The sequence below is a fragment of the Dactylosporangium sp. CS-047395 genome (assembly GCF_050942185.1).
Lineage (GTDB): Bacteria > Actinomycetota > Actinomycetes > Mycobacteriales > Micromonosporaceae > Dactylosporangium.
This window is the reverse complement of sequence record NZ_CP192015.1, coordinates 9242510-9261218: the sequence shown is the minus strand read 5'-3', so window position 1 is coordinate 9261218 and position 18709 is coordinate 9242510. Positions and strand designations below refer to the sequence as shown.

24 protein-coding genes and 1 pseudogene are annotated in these 18709 nt (G+C 71.5%); 14 read left to right on the top strand and 11 right to left on the bottom strand.

Going from position 1 to position 18709, the window contains the following annotated elements; translation table 11 throughout:
* Positions 1-4 precede the first annotated feature (4 nt).
* From ACQP00_RS43315 to ACQP00_RS43300, 4 genes are all read right to left on the bottom strand, one after another.
* Positions 5-409 (bottom strand): GntR family transcriptional regulator, encoded by a 405-nt coding sequence (locus ACQP00_RS43315; RefSeq protein ID WP_433208467.1) that lies wholly within the window; start codon positions 407-409, stop codon positions 5-7.
* A 72-nt stretch (positions 410-481) separates the two neighbouring features.
* Positions 482-1153, bottom strand: a complete 672-nt coding sequence (locus ACQP00_RS43310; RefSeq protein ID WP_433208464.1) for an anti-sigma factor family protein — start codon at positions 1151-1153, stop codon at positions 482-484.
* Positions 1150-1659 (bottom strand): sigma-70 family RNA polymerase sigma factor, encoded by a 510-nt coding sequence (locus ACQP00_RS43305; RefSeq protein WP_433208461.1) that lies wholly within the window; start codon positions 1657-1659, stop codon positions 1150-1152. Before ACQP00_RS43305 ends, ACQP00_RS43310 begins: the two co-directional genes overlap by 4 nt.
* Positions 1660-1725: 66 nt before the next feature.
* Positions 1726-2100 carry a hypothetical protein gene (locus tag ACQP00_RS43300; protein WP_433208458.1) on the bottom strand — a complete coding sequence of 125 codons (375 nt, stop codon included), beginning with the start codon at positions 2098-2100 and terminating at the stop codon, positions 1726-1728.
* Between the two features lie 31 nt (positions 2101-2131).
* Between ACQP00_RS43300 and ACQP00_RS43295 the strand changes: the two genes are divergently transcribed.
* Positions 2132-2761, top strand: coding sequence for a (2Fe-2S)-binding protein (locus tag ACQP00_RS43295; protein ID WP_433208455.1), 630 nt, complete (start codon positions 2132-2134; stop codon positions 2759-2761).
* Here ACQP00_RS43295 and ACQP00_RS43290 read toward each other — a convergent pair.
* The 3 genes from ACQP00_RS43290 to ACQP00_RS43280 are packed head-to-tail and all read right to left on the bottom strand — an operon-like array spanning position 2741 to position 4311.
* Complete coding sequence (locus ACQP00_RS43290) at positions 2741-2965, bottom strand: CbtB domain-containing protein (protein WP_433208452.1); 225 nt, start codon at positions 2963-2965, stop codon at positions 2741-2743. The genes ACQP00_RS43295 and ACQP00_RS43290 overlap by 21 nt on opposite strands.
* 54 nt (positions 2966-3019) lie before the next feature.
* The gene (locus ACQP00_RS43285; protein ID WP_433208449.1) at positions 3020-3844 is read right to left on the bottom strand and encodes a cyclase family protein; all 825 of its coding nucleotides are present in this window, start codon (positions 3842-3844) and stop codon (positions 3020-3022) included.
* Positions 3845-3849: 5 nt separating this feature from the next.
* Positions 3850-4311 carry an FAD-dependent monooxygenase gene (locus ACQP00_RS43280; protein ID WP_433208446.1) on the bottom strand — a complete coding sequence of 154 codons (462 nt, stop codon included), beginning with the start codon at positions 4309-4311 and terminating at the stop codon, positions 3850-3852.
* Positions 4312-4328: 17 nt separating this feature from the next.
* Here ACQP00_RS43280 and ACQP00_RS43275 point away from each other — a divergent pair, with 17 nt between their 5' ends.
* The 10 genes and pseudogenes from ACQP00_RS43275 to ACQP00_RS43230 all read left to right on the top strand — a co-directional run.
* On the top strand, positions 4329-5255 hold the full coding sequence (locus tag ACQP00_RS43275; RefSeq protein WP_433208443.1) for a DUF929 family protein: 927 nt from the start codon (positions 4329-4331) through the stop codon (positions 5253-5255).
* Positions 5242-5718: a vitamin K epoxide reductase family protein gene (locus ACQP00_RS43270; protein WP_433208440.1), complete on the top strand. Its 477-nt coding sequence runs from the start codon at positions 5242-5244 to the stop codon at positions 5716-5718. The genes ACQP00_RS43275 and ACQP00_RS43270 overlap by 14 nt, the downstream gene beginning before the upstream one ends.
* Before the next feature lie 66 nt (positions 5719-5784).
* Positions 5785-6510 carry a YcnI family protein gene (locus ACQP00_RS43265; RefSeq protein WP_433208437.1) on the top strand — a complete coding sequence of 242 codons (726 nt, stop codon included), beginning with the start codon at positions 5785-5787 and terminating at the stop codon, positions 6508-6510.
* 110 nt (positions 6511-6620) lie between these two features.
* Positions 6621-7169, top strand: a complete 549-nt coding sequence (locus tag ACQP00_RS43260; RefSeq protein ID WP_433208434.1) for a M15 family metallopeptidase — start codon at positions 6621-6623, stop codon at positions 7167-7169.
* A gap of 4 nt (positions 7170-7173) precedes the next feature.
* Complete coding sequence (locus ACQP00_RS43255; RefSeq protein ID WP_433208432.1) at positions 7174-7590, top strand: hypothetical protein; 417 nt, start codon at positions 7174-7176, stop codon at positions 7588-7590.
* A 59-nt stretch (positions 7591-7649) separates the two neighbouring features.
* A complete protein-coding gene (locus ACQP00_RS43250) occupies positions 7650-9266 on the top strand; it encodes an AAA family ATPase (RefSeq protein ID WP_433208429.1) in 1617 nt (538 codons plus the stop codon).
* A 1-nt stretch (position 9267) separates the two neighbouring features.
* Positions 9268-9726: a hypothetical protein gene (locus ACQP00_RS43245; protein ID WP_433208426.1), complete on the top strand. Its 459-nt coding sequence runs from the start codon at positions 9268-9270 to the stop codon at positions 9724-9726.
* Positions 9723-9923 carry a DUF2997 domain-containing protein gene (locus ACQP00_RS43240; protein ID WP_433208423.1) on the top strand — a complete coding sequence of 67 codons (201 nt, stop codon included), beginning with the start codon at positions 9723-9725 and terminating at the stop codon, positions 9921-9923. The genes ACQP00_RS43245 and ACQP00_RS43240 overlap by 4 nt, the downstream gene beginning before the upstream one ends.
* A complete protein-coding gene (locus ACQP00_RS43235; RefSeq protein WP_433208420.1) occupies positions 9913-10557 on the top strand; it encodes a ComEA family DNA-binding protein in 645 nt (214 codons plus the stop codon). Before ACQP00_RS43240 ends, ACQP00_RS43235 begins: the two co-directional genes overlap by 11 nt.
* Positions 10541-10957: pseudogene (locus ACQP00_RS43230) on the top strand (4Fe-4S single cluster domain-containing protein); the annotation flags it as partial. The gene ACQP00_RS43235 and the pseudogene ACQP00_RS43230, both read left to right, overlap by 17 nt.
* A gap of 203 nt (positions 10958-11160) precedes the next feature.
* Here ACQP00_RS43230 and ACQP00_RS43225 read toward each other — a convergent pair.
* The 4 genes from ACQP00_RS43225 to ACQP00_RS43210 all read right to left on the bottom strand — a co-directional run bounded on the left by ACQP00_RS43225 (position 11161) and on the right by ACQP00_RS43210 (position 15040).
* A complete protein-coding gene (locus ACQP00_RS43225; protein ID WP_433208417.1) occupies positions 11161-11763 on the bottom strand; it encodes a LutC/YkgG family protein in 603 nt (200 codons plus the stop codon).
* On the bottom strand, positions 11756-13210 hold the full coding sequence (locus tag ACQP00_RS43220) for a LutB/LldF family L-lactate oxidation iron-sulfur protein (RefSeq protein ID WP_433208414.1): 1455 nt from the start codon (positions 13208-13210) through the stop codon (positions 11756-11758). Before ACQP00_RS43220 ends, ACQP00_RS43225 begins: the two co-directional genes overlap by 8 nt.
* Positions 13207-13932, bottom strand: coding sequence for a (Fe-S)-binding protein (locus ACQP00_RS43215; protein WP_433208411.1), 726 nt, complete (start codon positions 13930-13932; stop codon positions 13207-13209). The genes ACQP00_RS43220 and ACQP00_RS43215 overlap by 4 nt, the downstream gene beginning before the upstream one ends.
* Positions 13933-14011: 79 nt before the next feature.
* Positions 14012-15040, bottom strand: a complete 1029-nt coding sequence (locus ACQP00_RS43210) for a LacI family DNA-binding transcriptional regulator (protein ID WP_433208408.1) — start codon at positions 15038-15040, stop codon at positions 14012-14014.
* 166 nt (positions 15041-15206) lie between these two features.
* On the opposite strand from ACQP00_RS43210, the gene ACQP00_RS43205 reads away from it, so the two are divergent.
* From ACQP00_RS43205 to ACQP00_RS43195, 3 genes are read left to right on the top strand one after another with little or no spacing between them, the layout of a single operon-like run.
* The gene (locus ACQP00_RS43205; protein ID WP_433208405.1) at positions 15207-16688 is read left to right on the top strand and encodes a sugar ABC transporter ATP-binding protein; all 1482 of its coding nucleotides are present in this window, start codon (positions 15207-15209) and stop codon (positions 16686-16688) included.
* Positions 16685-17713, top strand: a complete 1029-nt coding sequence (locus ACQP00_RS43200) for an ABC transporter permease (protein ID WP_433208402.1) — start codon at positions 16685-16687, stop codon at positions 17711-17713. Before ACQP00_RS43205 ends, ACQP00_RS43200 begins: the two co-directional genes overlap by 4 nt.
* 5 nt (positions 17714-17718) lie before the next feature.
* The gene (locus ACQP00_RS43195) at positions 17719-18684 is read left to right on the top strand and encodes an ABC transporter permease (protein ID WP_433208399.1); all 966 of its coding nucleotides are present in this window, start codon (positions 17719-17721) and stop codon (positions 18682-18684) included.
* Positions 18685-18709: the final 25 nt, after the last annotated feature.

Here is an 18709-nt window from a genome sequence, read left to right as displayed (position 1 = left end):
CTCCCTAAGCGCCAGACATCCGGATCCCGGTCTCGCCGCCGGGGTGGACCTCCTCGACGTCGCCCAGACAGACAACCAGCACCGGTACACCTTCGGCCAGTTGGAGTTCCTCGCGCTCCTTCGGGGTCGGCATCCGGGCCTTCACGACGCTGACGGCCGGCACGTCGACGACCGTGCCCGGCTGCTCGACAACGCTGGTGTGCCGTCGCTCGACGCGGACCACGCAATCCCGGCCCAGGGCCAGCAGGCCCTCGTTGCGCAGGAGCTTCACGGCCTTCAACGCGGTGTCCCGGCCCACCTGGAACTCGCGGGCCAGCTGGTCGGCGCTGGGCACCTCGGCGCCGACGGCCAGTTGCCCGCACCCCACCCGCTGTCGCAGTATTTCGGCGATCTGGTCGTAACGCGCCACGCTTCTCAATGTAGCCAAGTGGCCACACGGATGGAACCGGCTGGCGTGTCCGAATTCGCGAATGGCGGAGCGTCAGGCCAACCTGGCTGAGCCGAGTAGGTGGCCGTCGTGGTCGGCGATCTGGATCGAGTCGACGTTGGTCAGCTGGATTGAGCTGGCCCCCGTCACCCGGGCCTGGGCGGTCTGGGTGCGTCCCCAGCACGCGGCCTGCTCCGACTGGCCGCCGCGGCCGAGTACGTTCATCGTGAACGGGCCCTCGCCCGGGAGGCCGGCCAGCTCCAGGGAGACCGAGACGCCCCACTGGCGGGGGCTCAGGGTCGCCCGGCCCGACAGGCCGCTGCCGCCCGCCGCCACGAACTGCACGACGGTGCCAGGGGAAGCGGAGGCGGACGGGGAGGCCTGGGCCTGCGGGGCCGGCAGGGACTGGCGGCGGACGGCCAGCACGCCGACGAGTACCAACAAAATCACGCACGCGGCGGCGAGCGCCAGCACCGGCAGGCGGCGCGGGCGGGCCCGGCGCAGGAAGGAGTCCAGGCCGGCGCGGGACGGCGGCTCGAGCGGCGCGCCGGGGCCGGACGGAAGGCGTTGCAGCAGTTCCGGCACGGCGGCCAGGCGGTCCACCTCGGTGCGGCACTCGGCGCACGTGCTCAGGTGGGCGTCGACGGTGTGCTGGTCGGTGTCGTCGAGGCCGCCCAGGACGTACGCCCCGAGCAGCCGGCGCACCGCGTCGTGGCCGGCGGTCACCGTAACACCCCCATCTCCTCGAACACCGCCCGAAGCGCACGGACCGCGTAGTACGCGCGCGACTTGACGGTACCTTCCGGTACCGAGAGTCGTCTGGCCGTGTCGGCGACCGTGCGGCCGTCGTAGTAGACGGATCGGATGACCTCGCGGTGCTCGGCGGAGAGGCGGTCCAGGGCGGCGGTGATGAGCCAGCCCTGGACGAGCTCGTCGACGTTGTCGGGGTCGGCGACGGCGGCGACCGCGTCGGGGTCGGAGACGAGCTTGGGGCGGCGCTGCTCGGCCCGCCAGTTGTTGCTCACGACGTTGCGCGCGATGGTCAGCAGGTAGGCCCGGGTAGTGTCCCGGCTCACGTCGATGCGTTCGATGTGCCGCCAGGCGCGCAGCAGGGTGTCCTGCACGAGGTCCTCGGCGCGGTGCCGGTCCCGCTCGTACCGCGAGACGAACGCGAGCAGCACACCGTAGTGCTCGGTGTACAGCGCGGTCATGAGCTCCTCGTCGCGCGTCACGCACAGCCCCTCTCGACGGCCTCCCTGTCGAGCTCTACCCCACCAGACGGTTCAGGGTTCAACAACTTACCGGGACTTTTTGCGGAGCTTCGCCTCGGCGGCCCGGATCGAGCGGCGTTCGTGCCGCTCGCGGTCGGCCTCGCGGCGGCGGCGCAGTTCGGGGAGGTCGACCTCGATGCGGCCGCCGTCGTGGCGGACCGGCAGGATCGAGCCGACGGTGTGGAGGCCGCCCAGGTCGCGGTAGCGCTCGACGCGGTCGATCTCGGTGCTCGTACCGTCGTCGAAGTGCACCTTGAGCCGCAGCCGCACGTTGAGGGCGACGGCCCCGGAGGTGCCCCACCACATCTTCTCCGCCATGACGACGGCCTTGGCCCGCTTGCCGTCGCGCAGCAGCGCACGGTAGCCGGGCAGCAGTCGCAGCACCTTCGGCCGGTACAGCACGCCGTCGATGGTAGGCCGCTAGGGTCGACGCGTGAACCCGTACTTCGTCTGGGAGCCCTTCGACGGCGGCGCGCAGTGGCGGCCGTTCGCGGAGCTGCTCGACCCGGACGTGGTGGCGGCGCGGGTGGCCGCCTCGCGCCAGGCCCTCGCGAGCATGTTCGGCCTCGACCTGGACGCGCTGCCGGAGCGGGTGGTGGCGTCGGTGTTGTTTCTCGGGTACGCGTCCCGCCTCGTCTCCCCGCCCCTCGCTCGAGCGCTGGAGGGCACGGTGCCCGACGTGGCGCCGGAGGACCTGTGGTGGCGGGAGGTGCCGGGCGGGCCGTTGCCGGTGGCCGTGCGGGCGGGCGGGGATCGGCCTGCCTCAGACATGTACCAAATTGTCGTCCTGGGGCTCATCGAACCGCTGGCCGAGGTTTTCGCAGGAACCTTCCACCTGTCGCCGCACGTGTTGTGGGGCAATGTGGCGTCGGCGCTCGGGGGCGCGGCCGGGCAGCTGCCGCAGGCCTGGCCCATGGTCGAGGAGCTGCTCAGTGAGCCGCTGCTGGAGGGCCGGGCCGTGGTCAGCAACGGCCGGCTGCGCCGGAACAACTGTTGCCTGTACTACCGCATCCCTGGTGGGGGCACGTGCGGCGACTGCGTGTTAGTGGCAGGGAAAGCCTAGGAAGTGCCGGCCGTCGTGGACGAACTCGTGCACGTGGGTGTCGCTGCCGAAGATCGAGACGGCGCCCTGGTCGATGCCGATGAAGTAGTACAGCAGCAGGGCGAGCAGCGCGGTGCCGCCGAGCCAGACCAGCGAGCGGGAAAGCGGCAGGACCAGCGGGGTGGTGGCCGCCTGGGGCGACTCGGCTCCGGACATCGTGCTCATAAAAGGACACTAAAGTGGGCCGGTCCTTTGGTCAATCGGACCGGCCCGCTTCACTCACACATGTACCCCGGGCGGAATCACGCCGAAAATGAGGGCGGTCGAGCCGGAGCCCTTGGAATTGATGAACCCGCCGGCGAGCACCGACGCGCCCGTCGTCGGGAACTGCGCCAGGTTGGCGAGGATCTCCAGGCTGATCCGGTGCCGTTGGTAGATCAGCAGCGAGGCCAGGAACTCGGGGTCGGTGCCGAGGTCAGGGCCGAACGTGTCGATGCCGGTGCCGCCGTTGCGCCCGATCCGGCCGGTGTCGATGAACCACTGCACGGTCGCGGGCGCGAAGCCCGGCTGGTGCAGCACGCCGTCCTTGTCGAGGTTCGGAAAAGCCTTGGTGCCCCATTTGTACTCCCAGCCGGTCCACATGATGATCATGGATTCGTCCGGGATGCGGCCGTGCTTGCGCTCCCACGCCTTGACGTCGTCGATGGTCAGGGCGTAGTCGGCGTTGCGGGCGCACTTGTCGCGCACGTCGATCTTCACCGCGGGCAGGAACAGGTCGTTCGGGTCGAGGTCGTCGGCGAGCGGCTCGCCGGCGTTGAAGTGGCCCGGGGCGCCCCAGTGGGTGCCGGTGGCCTCGCCCTCGCGGACGTACTGCAGGTAGTACCCCTCGTTCTCGATCGTCGCGATCGTCTCGAGGGTGAACTCGGGGTCGCCGGGGTAGATGTTGGTCTTCGCCGGGTCGTTGACGTGGGAGAGGCTGATCAGCCTCGTCTTGCCGGGACGTAACGCGTCGGTGCCCGAGGGCGCGGCGGCGGCTGATCCGGCCAGTCCGGCGGCGCCGGCGACGGCTCCTCCGGCGGCGGCGAGCAGGTGTCGTCTCTGCATGGTCGTCAATGTACGGCTCCGCCGATCGCGGCGAGATAGTCCGACACGGCCGACAAGTCACCCGCATCGGAGATCATGCCGAGGTACCCGTCCGGGCGGATCAGCACCACGGTGCGCGCGTTCGCGCCGTACGCGGCGGCGAGGTCGCTTCCGGGCTCGGCCCGCACCGCCTGGACGCCCTCGCGCTGCGTGGGGATGCCCCGCTCCTCGATGGCCTGCTTGAGCCGGGCGTCGGACAGCGCGAGCACCCCGGCCGCGACCGGGCGGCGCTCGGCCTCGTAGGTGTTAAGCAGCGACTCCGGCGCGCCGTGGGCGACCGCGGCGAGCTTCCAGCCCAGGTTGTACGCGTCGTGGATGAGCTGTTCCTGCCCCTGGTCGCGGCATCGTCGGGTGCGCTGGGTGATCTTTCGCCCGAAACCGGGAACCGGGACCCCGTCGTGTGCGACTAAGTGGAGGACGCACCGCACAGCAGGAGGTTGGCCGGGTGTCGAAACGGCAGCGCGACTCGCGCGACTACGCGCGACGCATGCGCATGATCCAGGAACGGGCGACGGCCCGGCGCGGCCGGATGCGGATCGCGTACTCCGCGATCGGCGCCGTATTGCTGGTCTTCGTGGTGATGGGGCTGGTCAAGCTCGGCACCGCGGCCGGCGGGGGCGGCGGCGAGGAGCCCAGTGCCCTGCCGTCCGGCGCCGCCGCCGAGGCGGTCATCACCGGCCTGACGTCGGTCCCGGCCACCACGCTCGACACGGTCGCGGCGGGCACCAAGCCGACCCTGCCGAGCGCGCTGACCGGCCAGCCGGCCCTGACCGACGGCGGCAAGCCGCTCATCCTCTACGTCGGCGCCGAGTACTGCCCGTTCTGCGCCGCCCAGCGCTGGCCCGTCGTCATCGCCCTGTCGCGGTTCGGCACCTTCACCGGCCTGTCGCTCACCACGTCGGCGGCCGACGACACCTACCCGAACACGCCGACGGTCTCGTTCCACGGCTCGACGTACACCAGCCAGTACCTGTCCTTCCAGGGCGTCGAGACGACCACGAACAAGCGGGTCAACGGCCAGTACGCGCCGCTGGACCAGCTCACCCCGGCCCAGCAGCAGGTGCTGCAGAAGTACAACGCCGCCCCGTACGTGCCGGCCGACTCCGCGGGCGCGATCCCGTTCATCGACTTCGCCAACAAGGCCCTGCAGGCCGGCGCCTCGTTCAGCCCGCAGCTGCTCGCCGACCACACCCACCAGCAGGTCGTCGACGCCATCAAGGACCCGAACAGCCAGCTCGGCCGCGCCGTCGACGGCAGCGCCAACGCCATGACCGCCCTGCTGTGCAAGATCACCGGCGGCCAGCCCGGCGACGTGTGCACCAGCGCCGCCGTCAAGGCCTACCAGGGGGAGTTCGCCAATGTCGGCCAGTGAAGTCGAGCTCGACCGCACCCTGGTCCAGCCGTGGGTCCCACTGGCCTCGCTGGTCATGTCCGTGCTCGGTCTCGCCGTTTCGGTGTACCTCACGATTGAGCACTTCACCGCCTCCACCACCCTCGCCTGCCCCGAGACCGGCGCCCTGAACTGCGTGAAGGTCACCACCTCGGAGCAGTCGGCCGTGTTCGGCATCCCCGTGGCGGTGCTCGGCCTCGTCTACTTCGTGGTCATGCTCGCCCTGTCACCCGCCCCGCTGTGGCGCTCCAAACTGCCCGCCATCCGGTACGGCCGGCTGGCCATGGCATCGATCGGCGTGCTGTTCGTCTTCTATCTCGTCTTCGCCGAGTTCTTCACCCTGGACGCCATCTGCCTCTGGTGCACCGGCGTCCACGTGCTGGCGGTCGGCCTGTTCGCCGTCACCGCCCTGGGCACCGCGTACGCGGACCCGTCCGACTTGTAGGGAACTTTCGGGGGATGCGGTCCGACTATCCGCGGATACGCATCCCCACGAGAGGATCTCCCCGTCATGCGCCTGACCCACGTGGTCCGCGCCGCCGTCGCCGCCGCGGCGGCCGCCACCGCCGCGCTCGTTCTTCCCGCCGTCGCCTCGGCGCACGTCACGGTCAACCCGAACACCGCCGTCCAGGGCGGCTACACCAAGGTGACCTTCCGCGTGCCGACCGAGCGCGACGACGCCAGCACCACCAAGGTCGAGATCGCCATCCCGACCGACAAACCCATCGCGTCGGTCTCCCTCAAGCCGGTCCAAGGCTGGACGGCAGTGACGGAAACGTCCAAACTGACCACCCCCATCAAGACCAACGACGGCGAGCTCACCGAGGCCGTCTCGAAGATCACCTGGACCGCGGACGCGAACTCCGGCATCAAGCCCCACCAGTTCCAGGAGTTCGACGTCTCGCTGGGCCCCCTGCCCCAGGCCGACCAGATCGTCTTCAAGGCCCTGCAGACCTACTCCAGCGGCGAGGTTGTCCGCTGGATCGACGAACCGGCCGCCGGCGCGGAGGCCGAACACCCGGCACCGGTGCTGAAGCTCTCGAAGAAGTCGGACACCGCGGCCGCCGCGACGACCGCCACGGCCGGCCCGACCGTCGCCGCCGACTCGTCGGACACCTCGTCATCCTCGAACGGCACGGCGATCGGCCTCGGTATCGCGGGGCTGGTGCTGGGCCTGGCGGGCCTGGTGGTGGGCATTCTGGCGTACCGCCGGACGCCCTCTGCCCCTGCCGCCTGACCTTCCGCTTGCCGGCGGCGCGCTTCCCTGTTGTGGGGTGGGCGCGCCGCCGGCATTCGGGGCGTCGCCGAATTGCAAAGGTTGCCGTTCGGGTGGCCGATGGTTGCGATGTGGAGGCCACAGGCATAGCCGGCATCGCGACCCGCATGGCGGAGATCCGCAGCCAGATCAACGCGTTCCGCCCGCCCCCCACCAGCGCGGCGGACGGCGCCGAGTCGTTCCAGCAGGCCCTGGACACCACGCTCAAGACCGCGCGCACCCCCGAGGGCGTTCCGGTTGAGCTGAGCAAGTACGGCAACGGCCGCGTGCCCGAAGCCGCGCTGCACAAGGTCGGCAGCACCGGCCACGAGCTGTGGGGGCCCGCCGCCACCAGCCTCGAAGCGCTCATGCGCGCGGCCAGGAGCCAGGGGATCAATATCGGGATCACCGACTCCTACCGCCCGTACGCCGAGCAGGTCGACCTGGCCAAGCGTAAGGGCCTCTACTCGCAGGGCGGCCTCGCGGCCAAGCCCGGGACCAGCGACCACGGCTGGGGCCTGGCCGTCGACCTCGACCTGGACGGCAAGGCCCAGGCGTGGATGCGCCAGAACGCCGGCCGGTTCGGGTTCGCCGAAACCACGCCGCGGGAGCCCTGGCACTGGGCGTATCGAGCAAAATGAGCGCGTGACAGAAGGATTCACGTTCGTGTTCCTGGCCCTCGCCGCTGCCTGGGCCGGGGCGATGGGCTACAGCCTGCTCGTCGTACAACCCAAGGCCGCCCGGTTTTTCCGGGACGACGACCAGCTCGAGGACTTCCTGCTCGTCATGGCGCACGGGAACCGGTGGAAGGTGGCGCCGCTGATCGTGGGGCTGCTGGTCACCGCGACGCTGGCGAAAATCTATTACGTGCTGCCGTTGTACCTCGTAGCCGCCGGGATTTTCGCGCATGTCAGCTGGCGGCACTGGCCGAAGCGGGTGTTCGCGCTGCCCGCTGAGCGGGAGGGGTTCCGGCGGGCGTTGCGGGTGCAGGCCTGGGCCATGACCGTGCTCGCCGGTGGCGCGTTTCTGACAGCTCTGGCGGCAACCAGCGGACTCTTCTGATCTCCCTGCCGCGGTTACTGTCGTTCGACAAGCCCCGCGGGTAAGGAGAGGACAGCGCAGTGACCGGTTTCCGCCACGATCTGGCACAACTGCTCAAGGCCAGATTCCCGGTCCTGTACGTCGAGTCCTACGAGGAGCACCGCGTGCTCTCCGAGCTCGCGGCGGTCGCGGCCGATGCCGGGCTGGTGCGCACGCCCCGGCCGGTGTGGACGTGGTCGGCGACCAGTGGACTGTTGCAGCCGGACGGGGCGGCCACGCAGTACACGACGGAACCGGACAACGCGCTCGATGCGGTGCTGCGGATTCAGCAGCCCGGCCTGTTCGTCTTTCGCGACCTGCACAATTCGCTGGGCGGGGACGTGCCGGTGCTGCCGAGCGTGGTGCGCCGGTTGCGCGACATCGCGGCGGCGTTCAAGGCCGGGGCGGCGCCGCGGACGCTGGTCATTGTCGCGCCCGTGCTGCGGATTCCGGCCGACCTGGAGAAGGACGTCACGATCGTCGACTTTCCGCTGCCCAGCGAGGACGAGATCCGCGGGGTGCTGGAGGCGATGATCGCCGGGAACGCGGCCGGCGGGCGGATTCGCATCGAGCTCGACCCGCTGGGGCGGGAGAAGTTCGCCAAGGCCGCGACCGGGCTCACCCTCAACGAGGCCGAGAACGCGTTCGCCCGGGCCATGGTGAACGATGGCGTGCTCGATCTGGACGACCTCGGCGTGGTACACGAGGAGAAACGACAGGCCGTGCGCAAGGCCGGCGTGCTCGAGTATGTCGACGCCGACGTGCGGCTCGATCAGGTCGGCGGGCTGGAGAACCTGAAACGGTGGCTGGCCAAGCGGGACAACTCGTGGCTGGCGGCGGCGGCCGAGTATGGGCTGCCGGCCCCCAAGGGTGTGCTCATCACCGGCGTGCCGGGCTGTGGCAAGTCGCTTACCGCGAAGGCCGTCGCGGCCGGGTGGGGGCTGCCGTTGCTGCGCCTGGACATCGGGCGGGTGTTCTCGGGGCTGATCGGCTCCAGCGAGCAGAACATGCGGGCCGCGCTGCGCACCGCCGAGGCCAGCGCGCCGTGCGTGCTGTGGGTCGACGAGATCGAGAAGGGCTTCGCGAGCGGGAGCAACGACGGCGGTACGAGCAACCGGGTCTTCGGCACCTTCCTGACGTGGATGCAGGAGAAGACCGGCTCGGTGTTCGTGATCGCGACGGCCAACGACATCGAGCGGCTCCCGCCGGAGCTGCTGCGCAAGGGCCGCTTCGACGAGATCTTCTTCGTCGACCTGCCCAGCCGGGCCGAGCGCGGCTCGATCTGGGGCGTGCACCTGCGCCGGCGCCTGTCCCGCCCCGCGGTGCAGGGCGCGCTGCACGTGGACGACGGGCTGCTGCGCGAGCTGTGCACGGTGACGAACGGCTACTCCGGGGCGGAGATCGAGCAGGCGGTCATCGCGGCGCTCTTCGACGCGTTCTCCGAGCGGCGTCCACTGCGCCGGGAGGACCTGCTGCGTGCGGTTTCCGCCACGGTACCCCTCAGTGTCACGCAATCCGCCAAGCTCGACGCGCTGCGGGACTGGGCGCGCACCCGTGCGGTGGCGGCGACGGCGCCCGAGGACTGGGACGCCGACGAGGAGCCGCCGACCGCCGCGATGCCGATGATCGGTGTGCACGGCCGGACGATCGAGGTCTGACATGAGTGTCTCCCTGATTCTGCTCCCCCTGGCGATCGCCGCGGCCGCCGCGCACGCCGGCCTCACGAAGGGCCGCACCGACGCCACGGTGTGCCAGGTCCAGACCCGGATGCGCGACGCGGGCCTGCTCGCCGCCGCGCTGCGGGACACCCGGGCGGCGGTGACGCCCGACGTGACGCCCGGCCATGACGGGCTCGTCGCGGACTGGGCGGGCGTGCGGGCCCGCTTCGTCCGCGACGAGCAGCAGGTCTGGACCGCCCACTTCACCGGCGACGTCGACGAGCCGCGGGCGGTGGACATCGTGCGGGCGCTCGACGTCGCGTACGGCCGGCAGGTCCAGCAGGCCGTGCTCGCCCGCCTGACCGAACGCGCCCCGGCGGCCGGACTGCGCCTGGAGTCGCGCGCGGTCACGCCGGACCGGGCGGTGCGGCTGGTCTTCGCGGTGGAGCGGTCCTCGTGAAACACATCGTCGTCACGGTCGCCGAGGACGGGACGGTCTCCGCCGAGACTCACGGCATCACCGGTTCGAAGTGCCTGGACTACGTCGCCCTGCTGGAGGATCTGCTGGCGGCGCAGACGGTGCACAGCGAGTACACGCGCGATTTTCATGCCACCAACACCGTCACGCTCAGGCAGGAGCAGCACGATGGCCTCTAACCCGGCGAGCTTCGGCTGGCGGCTGCGCAACAGCTGGTGGGTGCTGCTGGTCGTGCTCGGCGTCGGCTGCCTCGGCGGGACCGGCTTCCTCTACGTCGGCATCACCGCGCGCAAGCCGGCGTGGTGGAGCCTGGGGATCGCATACCTGGTGCTGCCGTGGGCCGGGCTCGTCGCCATCAACCGCCTGCCCCGCGAGTCCTCGGTGAGCTCGGCGATCGCGGTGGCATATTTCGCCCTGTGGTTCGCGAGCATCGTGCACGCCCTGATCCTGAACGGCTCGTGGCTGCGCTGGCGGGCGGCGAACCGGCCGTGGTTCGAGCCGGAGGTCGCCCCACTGGCCCCGCCGCCGGTCTTCAACGCACCCCCGGCACCGGTTCCTGTCCAGCCGGTGGACATCAATGCGGCGACCCCGATGCAGCTCGCGGAGGTCGCCCGGTTCGATCTGGGACGGGCGCAGCGAATCGTGGCGGATCGGGAGGCGCGGGGCGGGTTCCAGTCCGTCGAGGAGTTCGCCGCCGCGGCCGCCCTGCCGCCCCACGAGTTCGCCCGGCTGCGCGCGGTGCTGACCTGCACCCCACGCCCGCGCGCGCCGCAACAGCAGCAGCCGGGACCCGGCCGTGTCCTCGATTTCTGAGGCCGTCCCGGCGGACACCCTCGTCGTCGGCCGGTTCCTGGAGCGCACGGTCGCCGAGGGCCCGGGGGAGCGCACCGCCATCTGGGTCCAGGGCTGCACCATCCGCTGCCAAGGCTGCTTCAACCCGCACCTGTGGACCTTCCGCGGCGGCACCCCGACCCCGACCGCGCAAGTGCTGCAACGGGTCCTGGACGCCGACACGGACGGCCTGACCCTGCTCGGCGGCGAACCGTTCGACCACGCCGCCCCGCTCGCCGTGATCGCCGCCGGCGTGCGCGAGGCCGGCCGCACGGTGATGACCTTCTCCGGCTACACGACGGCACAGTTGGACGAAGCGGTCCACAGTGGACGAGACGACGTCGCGGCGCTGCTGGAGGCGACGGATCTGCTCATCGCCGGGCCGTACGTCGCCGAACTCGTCGATCACGAGCGGCCCTGGGCGGGCTCCACGAATCAGGAGTTCGTCCAGCGCGGCGACCGGCTGCCGCTGACCGCCCCCGACCGCCTGGAGATCACGGTCGGCGAGGATGGGGTGCTGTCCGTGAACGGCTGGGCCGACGACGACACGCTCGACGCCCTCCTGCACGATCTCGGCCGCCGGATTCAGCGCACCAGGAGTACGACCAGTGTGCGGGGGCCGTGGACGCCCTCGACGCGGTTGAGTTCGATGTCGCTCGTGGCGGACGGCCCGCTGATCAGCGTGAGCGGCCGCGTCGGCGTCAACCGGGCGAGGAGGTCCGGGACCGAAGCCACCACCTGATCGGCCCGCACCACGCAGAAGTGGCGATCCGGCACCAGCGTGATGGCCCGCCGGCCCTGATCCGGGGAGCCGTCCAGCGCGATCGTTCCCGTCTCCGCCACCGCCGCCGCGCAGCACGTGACGACGCCGGCGAACGTGTCGAGGTCGGTGGGGGAGAAATCGGGGGAGTCCACTGTGGACCCCGGCACGGCGAACGGCAGCGAGGGCGGCACGATCAGCGGGGTCAGGCCGTCCAGCGCCGTCGCAAGGTCGGACTCCAGGGCGGCCGCGGTGGTCTGGATGACGGTCGCCTTGTAGTCCTCCAGGCGGTCGACGAACAGGTCCAGATCGCCGAGCCGCGAAGGGTCGGCCGGGTGGTAGTCGCGCGGGACCGGCGGGGCGACCGGGGCGGAGCCGAGCGCGGAGCGGATCCGGGCCAGGATGACCGAGCGGGCGTCGTCAGCCATTGCGCGTGCGCCACCATTCGCGGAAGGTCTGGGCCGGCGGGCGGGGCAGGTCGCGGCTCGCCGTCCACGCCGACATCGGCGGGGGCAGGGCGCCGATCCGGTCGCGCTTGCGGCCCAGCAGGCGGCCGAGGCGCATGAGCCGTTCGCCGCCGCGGAACCGGCCCGGGTTCGCCATCACCCAGGAGACCGCGGCCATCGAGATCGCCTCGGCCGACGGGCCGCGGTGCTCCTCGACGTGCCGGGCGCGCAGGTGGACCAGGAGGCTGGGGATGTCGATGCGGACCGGGCAGGCGTCGAAGCAGGCGCCGCACAGGCTGGAGGCGTAGGGCAGGGAGGCGTTGTCCTCGACGCCGGTCAGCTGCGGGGAGAGCACGGCGCCGATCGGGCCCGGGTACACCGACCCGTACGCGTGCCCGCCCGTGCGCTCGTAGACCGGGCACACGTTCAGGCAGGCGGAGCAGCGGATGCAGTGCAGCGCCGAGCGGCCCACCTCGTCGGCGAGCACGGCGGTGCGGCCGTTGTCGAGCAGCACCAGGTGGAAGTCCTGCGGGCCGTCGCCGGGCGTGACGCCGGTCCACAGCGACGTGTACGGGTTCATCCGCTCGCCGGTCGACGAGCGCGGCAGGAGTTGCAGGAACACTTCCAGGTCGGACCAGGTCGGCACCAGCTTCTCGACGCCCATGACGGTGATCAGGGTCTGCGGCAGCGTCAGGCACATCCGGCCGTTGCCCTCGGACTCGACCACGGCGAGCGTGCCGGTCTCGGCGACGGCGAAGTTGGCGCCGGACACCGCGACCTTCGCCGACAGGAACTTGCGGCGCAGGTGGGCCCGCGCGGCCATGGCGAGCTGGCGGGGGTCGTCGGTCAGGTCGGCGGGTACCGATGGCATGGAACGCAGGAAGATGTCGCGGATCTCGGTGCGGTTGCGGTGGATCGCCGGCACCAGGATGTGCGAGGGCTTGTCGTGGCCGAGCTGGACGATGAGCTCGGCCAGGTCGGTTTCCCAGGCCGCGATCCCTTGCGCTTCCAGGGCCTCGTTGAGCCCGATCTCCTGGGTGGCCATCGACTTGACCTTCACGACCTCGTCGGCGCCGGCTGCCCGTACCAGATCGGCGACGATGGCGCTGGCCTCGTTGGCGTCGCGGGCCCAGTGCACGTGGCCGCCCTGGGCCGTGACGCGTTCCTCCAGCTGGGCGAGGAGTTCGGGCAGGCGGGCCATGGTGTTGGCCTTGAGCGCCTCGCCGGCCAGCCGGAGCTGCTCCCAGTCCGGCACCTCGCCCACGACCGCGGCGCGCTTGGCCCGGATCGTGCGGGTCGCGTGGCCGAGGTTGCGCCGCAGCTGTTCGTTGCCCAGCTCCCGGCGGGCCGCGACGGGGAACGGCTCGTCCCCGCGCAGCTGGCCGACCCCGCGCGGGGCGACCTGCGGCATTCCTAGAAACGTCGTCATGTCGAAGCCAGAATCTCCGCCAGGTGTACCGGACGAGTCTCCGTCGACAGCCGCGAAAGCCCGCCGCCGATGTGCATCAGGCAGGACGAGTCGCCCGCGGAGACGACGTCGGGGGACGTGGAGAGCACGTTGCGCAGCTTGTCGGCGAGCATCGCGGCCGACGTGTCGGCGTTCTTGAGCGCGAACGTACCGCCGAACCCGCAGCACTGCTCGGCGTCGGGCAGCTCGACCAGGTCGATGCCGTCGACCGCGCGCAACAGTCGCAGGGGCCGGTCGCCGACGCGCAGCATGCGCAGCGAGTGGCAGGTCGGGTGGTACGTGACCCGGTGCGGGTAGCGCGCGCCGACGTCGGTCACGCCGAGCACGTCGACCAGGAACTCGGACAGCTCATAGGTGCGCTGGGCGACCTCGCCGGCCCTGGCCGCGAGCTGATGCTTCCCGGCCCGCGTGGCGACGGCCGCGTGCTGGTGGCGCACCGAGCCGACGCACGAGCCGGACGGGGCGACGATCGCGTCATACGGCTCGAACGTGCGCATGTGATGCTCGACGAGCTTGACCGCCTGGCGCTGGTACCCGGTGTTGACGTGCATCTGCCCGCAGCAGGTCTGGGCCTCGGGGAACACCACCTCGTGGCCGAGCCGCTCCAGCAGCGCCACCGTCGCCTGGCCGACCTGCGGGAACATGGCGTCGGCGAGGCACGTGACGAACAGCGCGACGCGCATTGGGGCGTCACCGGCCCTTTCGGCGGCCGCGGCGGCGGGCGCCCGGCTCGCGGACGAACAGCGCGACGCGCACGAGGCGTCACCGGCCTTTCTTGCGGCCGCGGGGGCGGGCGCTCGACTCGCGGACGATCAGCTCGGGCTGGAAGACGACGTGGCGGTGTTCGTGCCGCCCGTCGTCCTCGATCTCCTCGAGCAGCAGGGCTGCCGCCGTGCGGCCGAGCTGTTCGCGGGGTTGCCGGACCGAGCTTAACGGCACCGCGGCGGCCGCGGCGAACTCGATGTCGTCGTAGCCGACGATCGCCACGTCCTGCGGCACGCGCAGGCCACGCAGCGTCATCTCCTGCAGCACGCCCAGCGCGAGCAGGTCGTTGGCGCAGAACACGGCGGTCGGCCGGGCGTCGGCGGGGCTGGAGGCGATCTGCGTGGCGGCGGCCCGGCCCGACGCGACGGTGAGGTTCGGCGTCGGCACCACGACGAGCTCGGCCCGGCCCTCGACGGCCTCGGCGAAGCCGGCGTGGCGGTCCTGGACCTGCGCGATGGACATCGGCCCGCCGACGAACGCGATCCGCTTGTGGCCCTGCTCGGCGAGGTGCGTGCCGGCCAGCCGCCCGCCGAGGATGTCGTCGACCGCGACCGAGCAGCGGCTGTGCCGGCCGGTGCCGCGGTCGACGAGCACGACCGGGGTGCCGCGCTGGATGAGCTGCTCCAGCCGGGAGTTCGGACCCTCGTCGACCGGCGTGATGAGCACCCCGCGCACCCGCTGCTCCTCCAGCAGTTCGAGGTGGCGGTGCTCGCGGTGGGCGTCCTCGCCGCTGTTGCAGACCACGACCATCACGCCGTGGTCCTCGGCGGCGGCCTCCGCGCCCCGGACCACGTCGGTGAAGAACGGGTTGGTCACGTCGAGCACGACGAGCGCGATCTGCCGGCTCTGCCCGGCCCGCAGCTGCCGGGCGGAGTCGTTGCGCACGTATCCGAGCTCGGCGATCGCGTCGAGCACGCGCTGGCGGGTGGTGGTGGCGACGAGCTCGGGGCGGTTGAGGACGTTGCTGACGGTGCCGATGGAGACACCGGCACGCCGGGCGACCTCTTTGATGCCGGTGGTGGTCATCGATCTCCTGAAACGTGTCAAGCCCCGGGGGCGCGGTCAGCCGCCGCGTCCGGTGTATCAAATCGGTAACGCGATCGAAACCCTTGACGGGGTCGAGGCTCGGCTTCTACCGTCACTCTAACCAATCGATGAAACGTTTCACAAGAATCTCCCGGAAGGGGGCCCGGTGCTCGTTCTCGAGGGTGTCAGCAAGTCCTTCGGAGCCGTCGCGGCGCTCCGCGACGTGCGCCTCGACCTGCGCGCCGGCGAGGCCCACGCGCTCGTCGGCGAGAACGGCGCCGGCAAGTCCACGCTGGTGAAGATCCTGGCCGGGGCGCATCAACCCGACGCCGGCACGATCACCATGGACGGCGGGCCGCTGGTGCTGGGCAACCCCGCCGACGCGCGCGCGGCCGGCATCGCCGTCATCTACCAGGAGCCGACGCTCTTCCCCGACCTGTCGGTGGCCGAGAACATCTTCATGGGCCGCCAGCCGCTCAGGTCCGGCCGGCGCATCGACACCGCCGCGATGCGCGCCCGCGCCACCGAACTGTTCGCCCGCCTCGGCGTGCAGATGGACCCCGACCGCCCCGCGCGCGGGCTGTCCATCGCCGACCAGCAGCTGGTCGAGATCGCCAAGGCGCTGTCCTTCGACGCCAAGGTCCTGGTCATGGACGAGCCGACCGCGGCGCTGTCCGGGGTCGAGGTGGAGCGGCTGTTCACCGTCGCCCGCTCGCTGCGCGACGCGGGCGCCGCCGTCCTGTTCATCTCGCACCGCTTCGACGAGGTCTTCGCGCTCTGCCAGCGCATCACGGTCATGCGCGACGGGCAGTGGGTGTCCACCGACCCGGCCGCCGAGCTGACCGTGGCCGACGTGGTGCGGCGCATGGTCGGCCGGGAGGTCGGCGACCTGTACCCGAAGGAGCCGGCGAGCATCGGCGAACCTCGGCTGGAGGTGCGCGGGCTGAACCGGGCCGGCGCGTTCCACGACATCGCCTTCACCGTCCACAGTGGAGAGATTGTGGCCCTGGCCGGGCTGGTCGGGGCCGGGCGCTCGGAGGTCATCCGGGCCGTGTTCGGGGTGGACCGGTACGACTCGGGCGAGGTCCTGGTCGACGGCAGGCCGTTGCGCCGGGCCGACACCTCGGCGGCGATCGCGGCCGGGCTGGCCCTGGTGCCGGAGGACCGCCGCCAGCAGGGCCTGATCATGGACCTGTCGGTCGAGCGCAACGCGACCCTGCCCCGGCGCTGGTCGCTGGCGAGCCTGGGGCTGCTGTCCGGCGGCGCCGAGCGGCGATCGGCCCGCGACTGGGCCGACCGGTTGCAGGTCAAGGCGCGCCGGCTCGGCGATCCGGTCTCCACCCTGTCCGGCGGCAACCAGCAGAAGGTGGTGCTGGCCAAGTGGCTGGCCACCGAGCCGCGCGTGCTGATCGTGGACGAGCCGACCCGGGGCATCGACGTCGGTACCAAGGCCGAGGTCCACCGCCTGCTCAGCCGGCTGGCCGGCGAGGGGGTCGCGGTGCTCATGGTCTCCAGCGAGCTGCCCGAGGTGCTGGGCATGGCCGACCGGGTCCTCGTCATGCACGAAGGGCGGCTCGCCGCCGACATCCCCCGCACCCGAGCCGACGAGGAGTCCGTGATGCTGGCCGCCACCGGGCAGTCGCGATGACAGCGGTACAGACCCCCGCCCCGCCGCGCCCCGCCCGGGCCACGCGACTCACGCACCGCGTGTTCCTGGTCCGCGAGCTCGGCATCCTGGTCGCGCTGGTGCTGCTGATCGGGATCACCGCGATCACCAACCCGCGGTTCCTGTCCCAGCAGAGCGTCAAGGACCTCCTGCTCGGCGCCACGATCCTGGCGATCCTGGCCACCGGGCAGGCGATCGTGGTCATCACGCGCAACGTCGACCTCTCGGTCGGCTCCGTCCTCGGCCTGTCGGCGTTCCTCACCGGCACGCTGTTCCTGAACCACCCCGGCCTGCCGATCCCGGTGGTGCTGGTGGCGGGCGCGGCGCTCGGCGCGGTGTGCGGCGCGGTCAACGGCGCCCTCATCGCCGCCGCCCGGGTGCCGGCGCTCGTGGTCACGCTCGGCACGCTGTACGTCTTCCGCGGCATCGACTACCGCTGGGCCACAGGCAAGCAGATCAACGCCGCCGACATCCCCGTCGCGTTCCTGCACATGGGCACGCGCACCGTCCTCGGCGTACCGCTGCTGACGCTCTTCGCCCTCGTCGTCGTCCTCGCCGCCGGGTTCTACCTGCGCTCGTACCGCAGCGGCCGCGAGCTGTACGCCATCGGCTCCGACCCCGCCGCCGCGCGCCTGTCCGGCATCGCGGTCGGGCGCCGGGTGTTCTTCGCGTTCGTCACCTGCGGGGCGCTCGCGGGCCTGGCCGGCGTGCTGTACGTGGCCCGCTTCGGCACCCTCGACGCCAACGCCGGCCTCGGCCAGGAGCTCAACGTGGTGGCCGCGGTCGTCGTCGGCGGGGTGGCCATCTTCGGCGGCAGCGGCTCGGTCTACGGCGCCGCGCTGGGCGCGATGCTGCTGACCACGATCGGCAGCGCGCTGCCGGTGCTCGGGGTCACCCCGTTCTGGCAGCGGGCCGCCGTCGGCGCGCTGATCCTGGCGGCGATCGGCCTGGACCGGGCGCTGTCGGTGCGAGTCACGAAGAGCCTGCAGCGAGGGGTACACCAGTGAGCATCGTGCGCAGAATCGGGTCCTGGGACCTGATCGTCCTGCTGGCCCTCGTGCTCGTCGTCGCGGTCGGCGCGTCCACGGTCACCGGCGTCGGCGAGCCGCGCTTCTGGCGGTTCGTGACGCTCGAGGTCATCCCGATCGCGATCGTGGCGCTGCCGCTGACCCTGGTCGTCATCACCGGCGAGATCGACCTGTCGGTGGCCAGCGTGATGGGGCTGACGTGCGCCGTGATGGGCAGCCTGTGGGCGCACGGGGTGACCTCGCTGCCGGTGCTCGTGGTGCTGAGCCTGGTCCTCGGGGCCGTGCTGGGCGCGGTCAACGGGCTGTTCATCACCGTCTTCGGCCTGCCGTCGCTCGCGGTCACGATCGGAACCCTCGCGTTGTACCGCGGACTCGCCTATGTCGTGCTCGGCGACAAGGCGATCTCCGACTACCCGACCGGCTGGACCAGTGGCGCCACCAAGCCGATCCCCGGCCTGACCATTCCCTGGTTCATCATCGTGGTGGCGGTCCTGGCCGTGCTGTTCGCCGTCGTCCTGCACGCCACGCCGATCGGGCGCGGCCTCTACGCGATGGGCAACAACGCCGAGGCGGCCCGCTTCGCCGGGGTCGCCGTCGGGCGCACCAAGTTCTGGCTGTTCGTCGCCACCAGCACCATGTCCGCGCTCGCCGGGGTGTTCTGGACGTTCCGCTTCGCCAGCGCCCGCGCCGACAACGCCAACGGCCTGGAACTGGCCGTGGTCGCCGCGGTGCTCCTCGGCGGCGTCTCCATCTTCGGCGGCCGGGGCGGCCTGCTCGGTGTCCTCGGCGCGGTCGTGCTCATCTGCGTCCTGCGCAACACCCTCCAGCTCGCCTCGGTACCCGAGAACACCCTCACGATCGTCACCGGTTCACTGCTCATCGCCTCGGTCGTCGGACCGAATGTCGTCGCCATGGCGCGCGAGCGCCTACGGCGGCGGCGACCCGCCTGAACACCCAGCACGCACACCCCGGCAC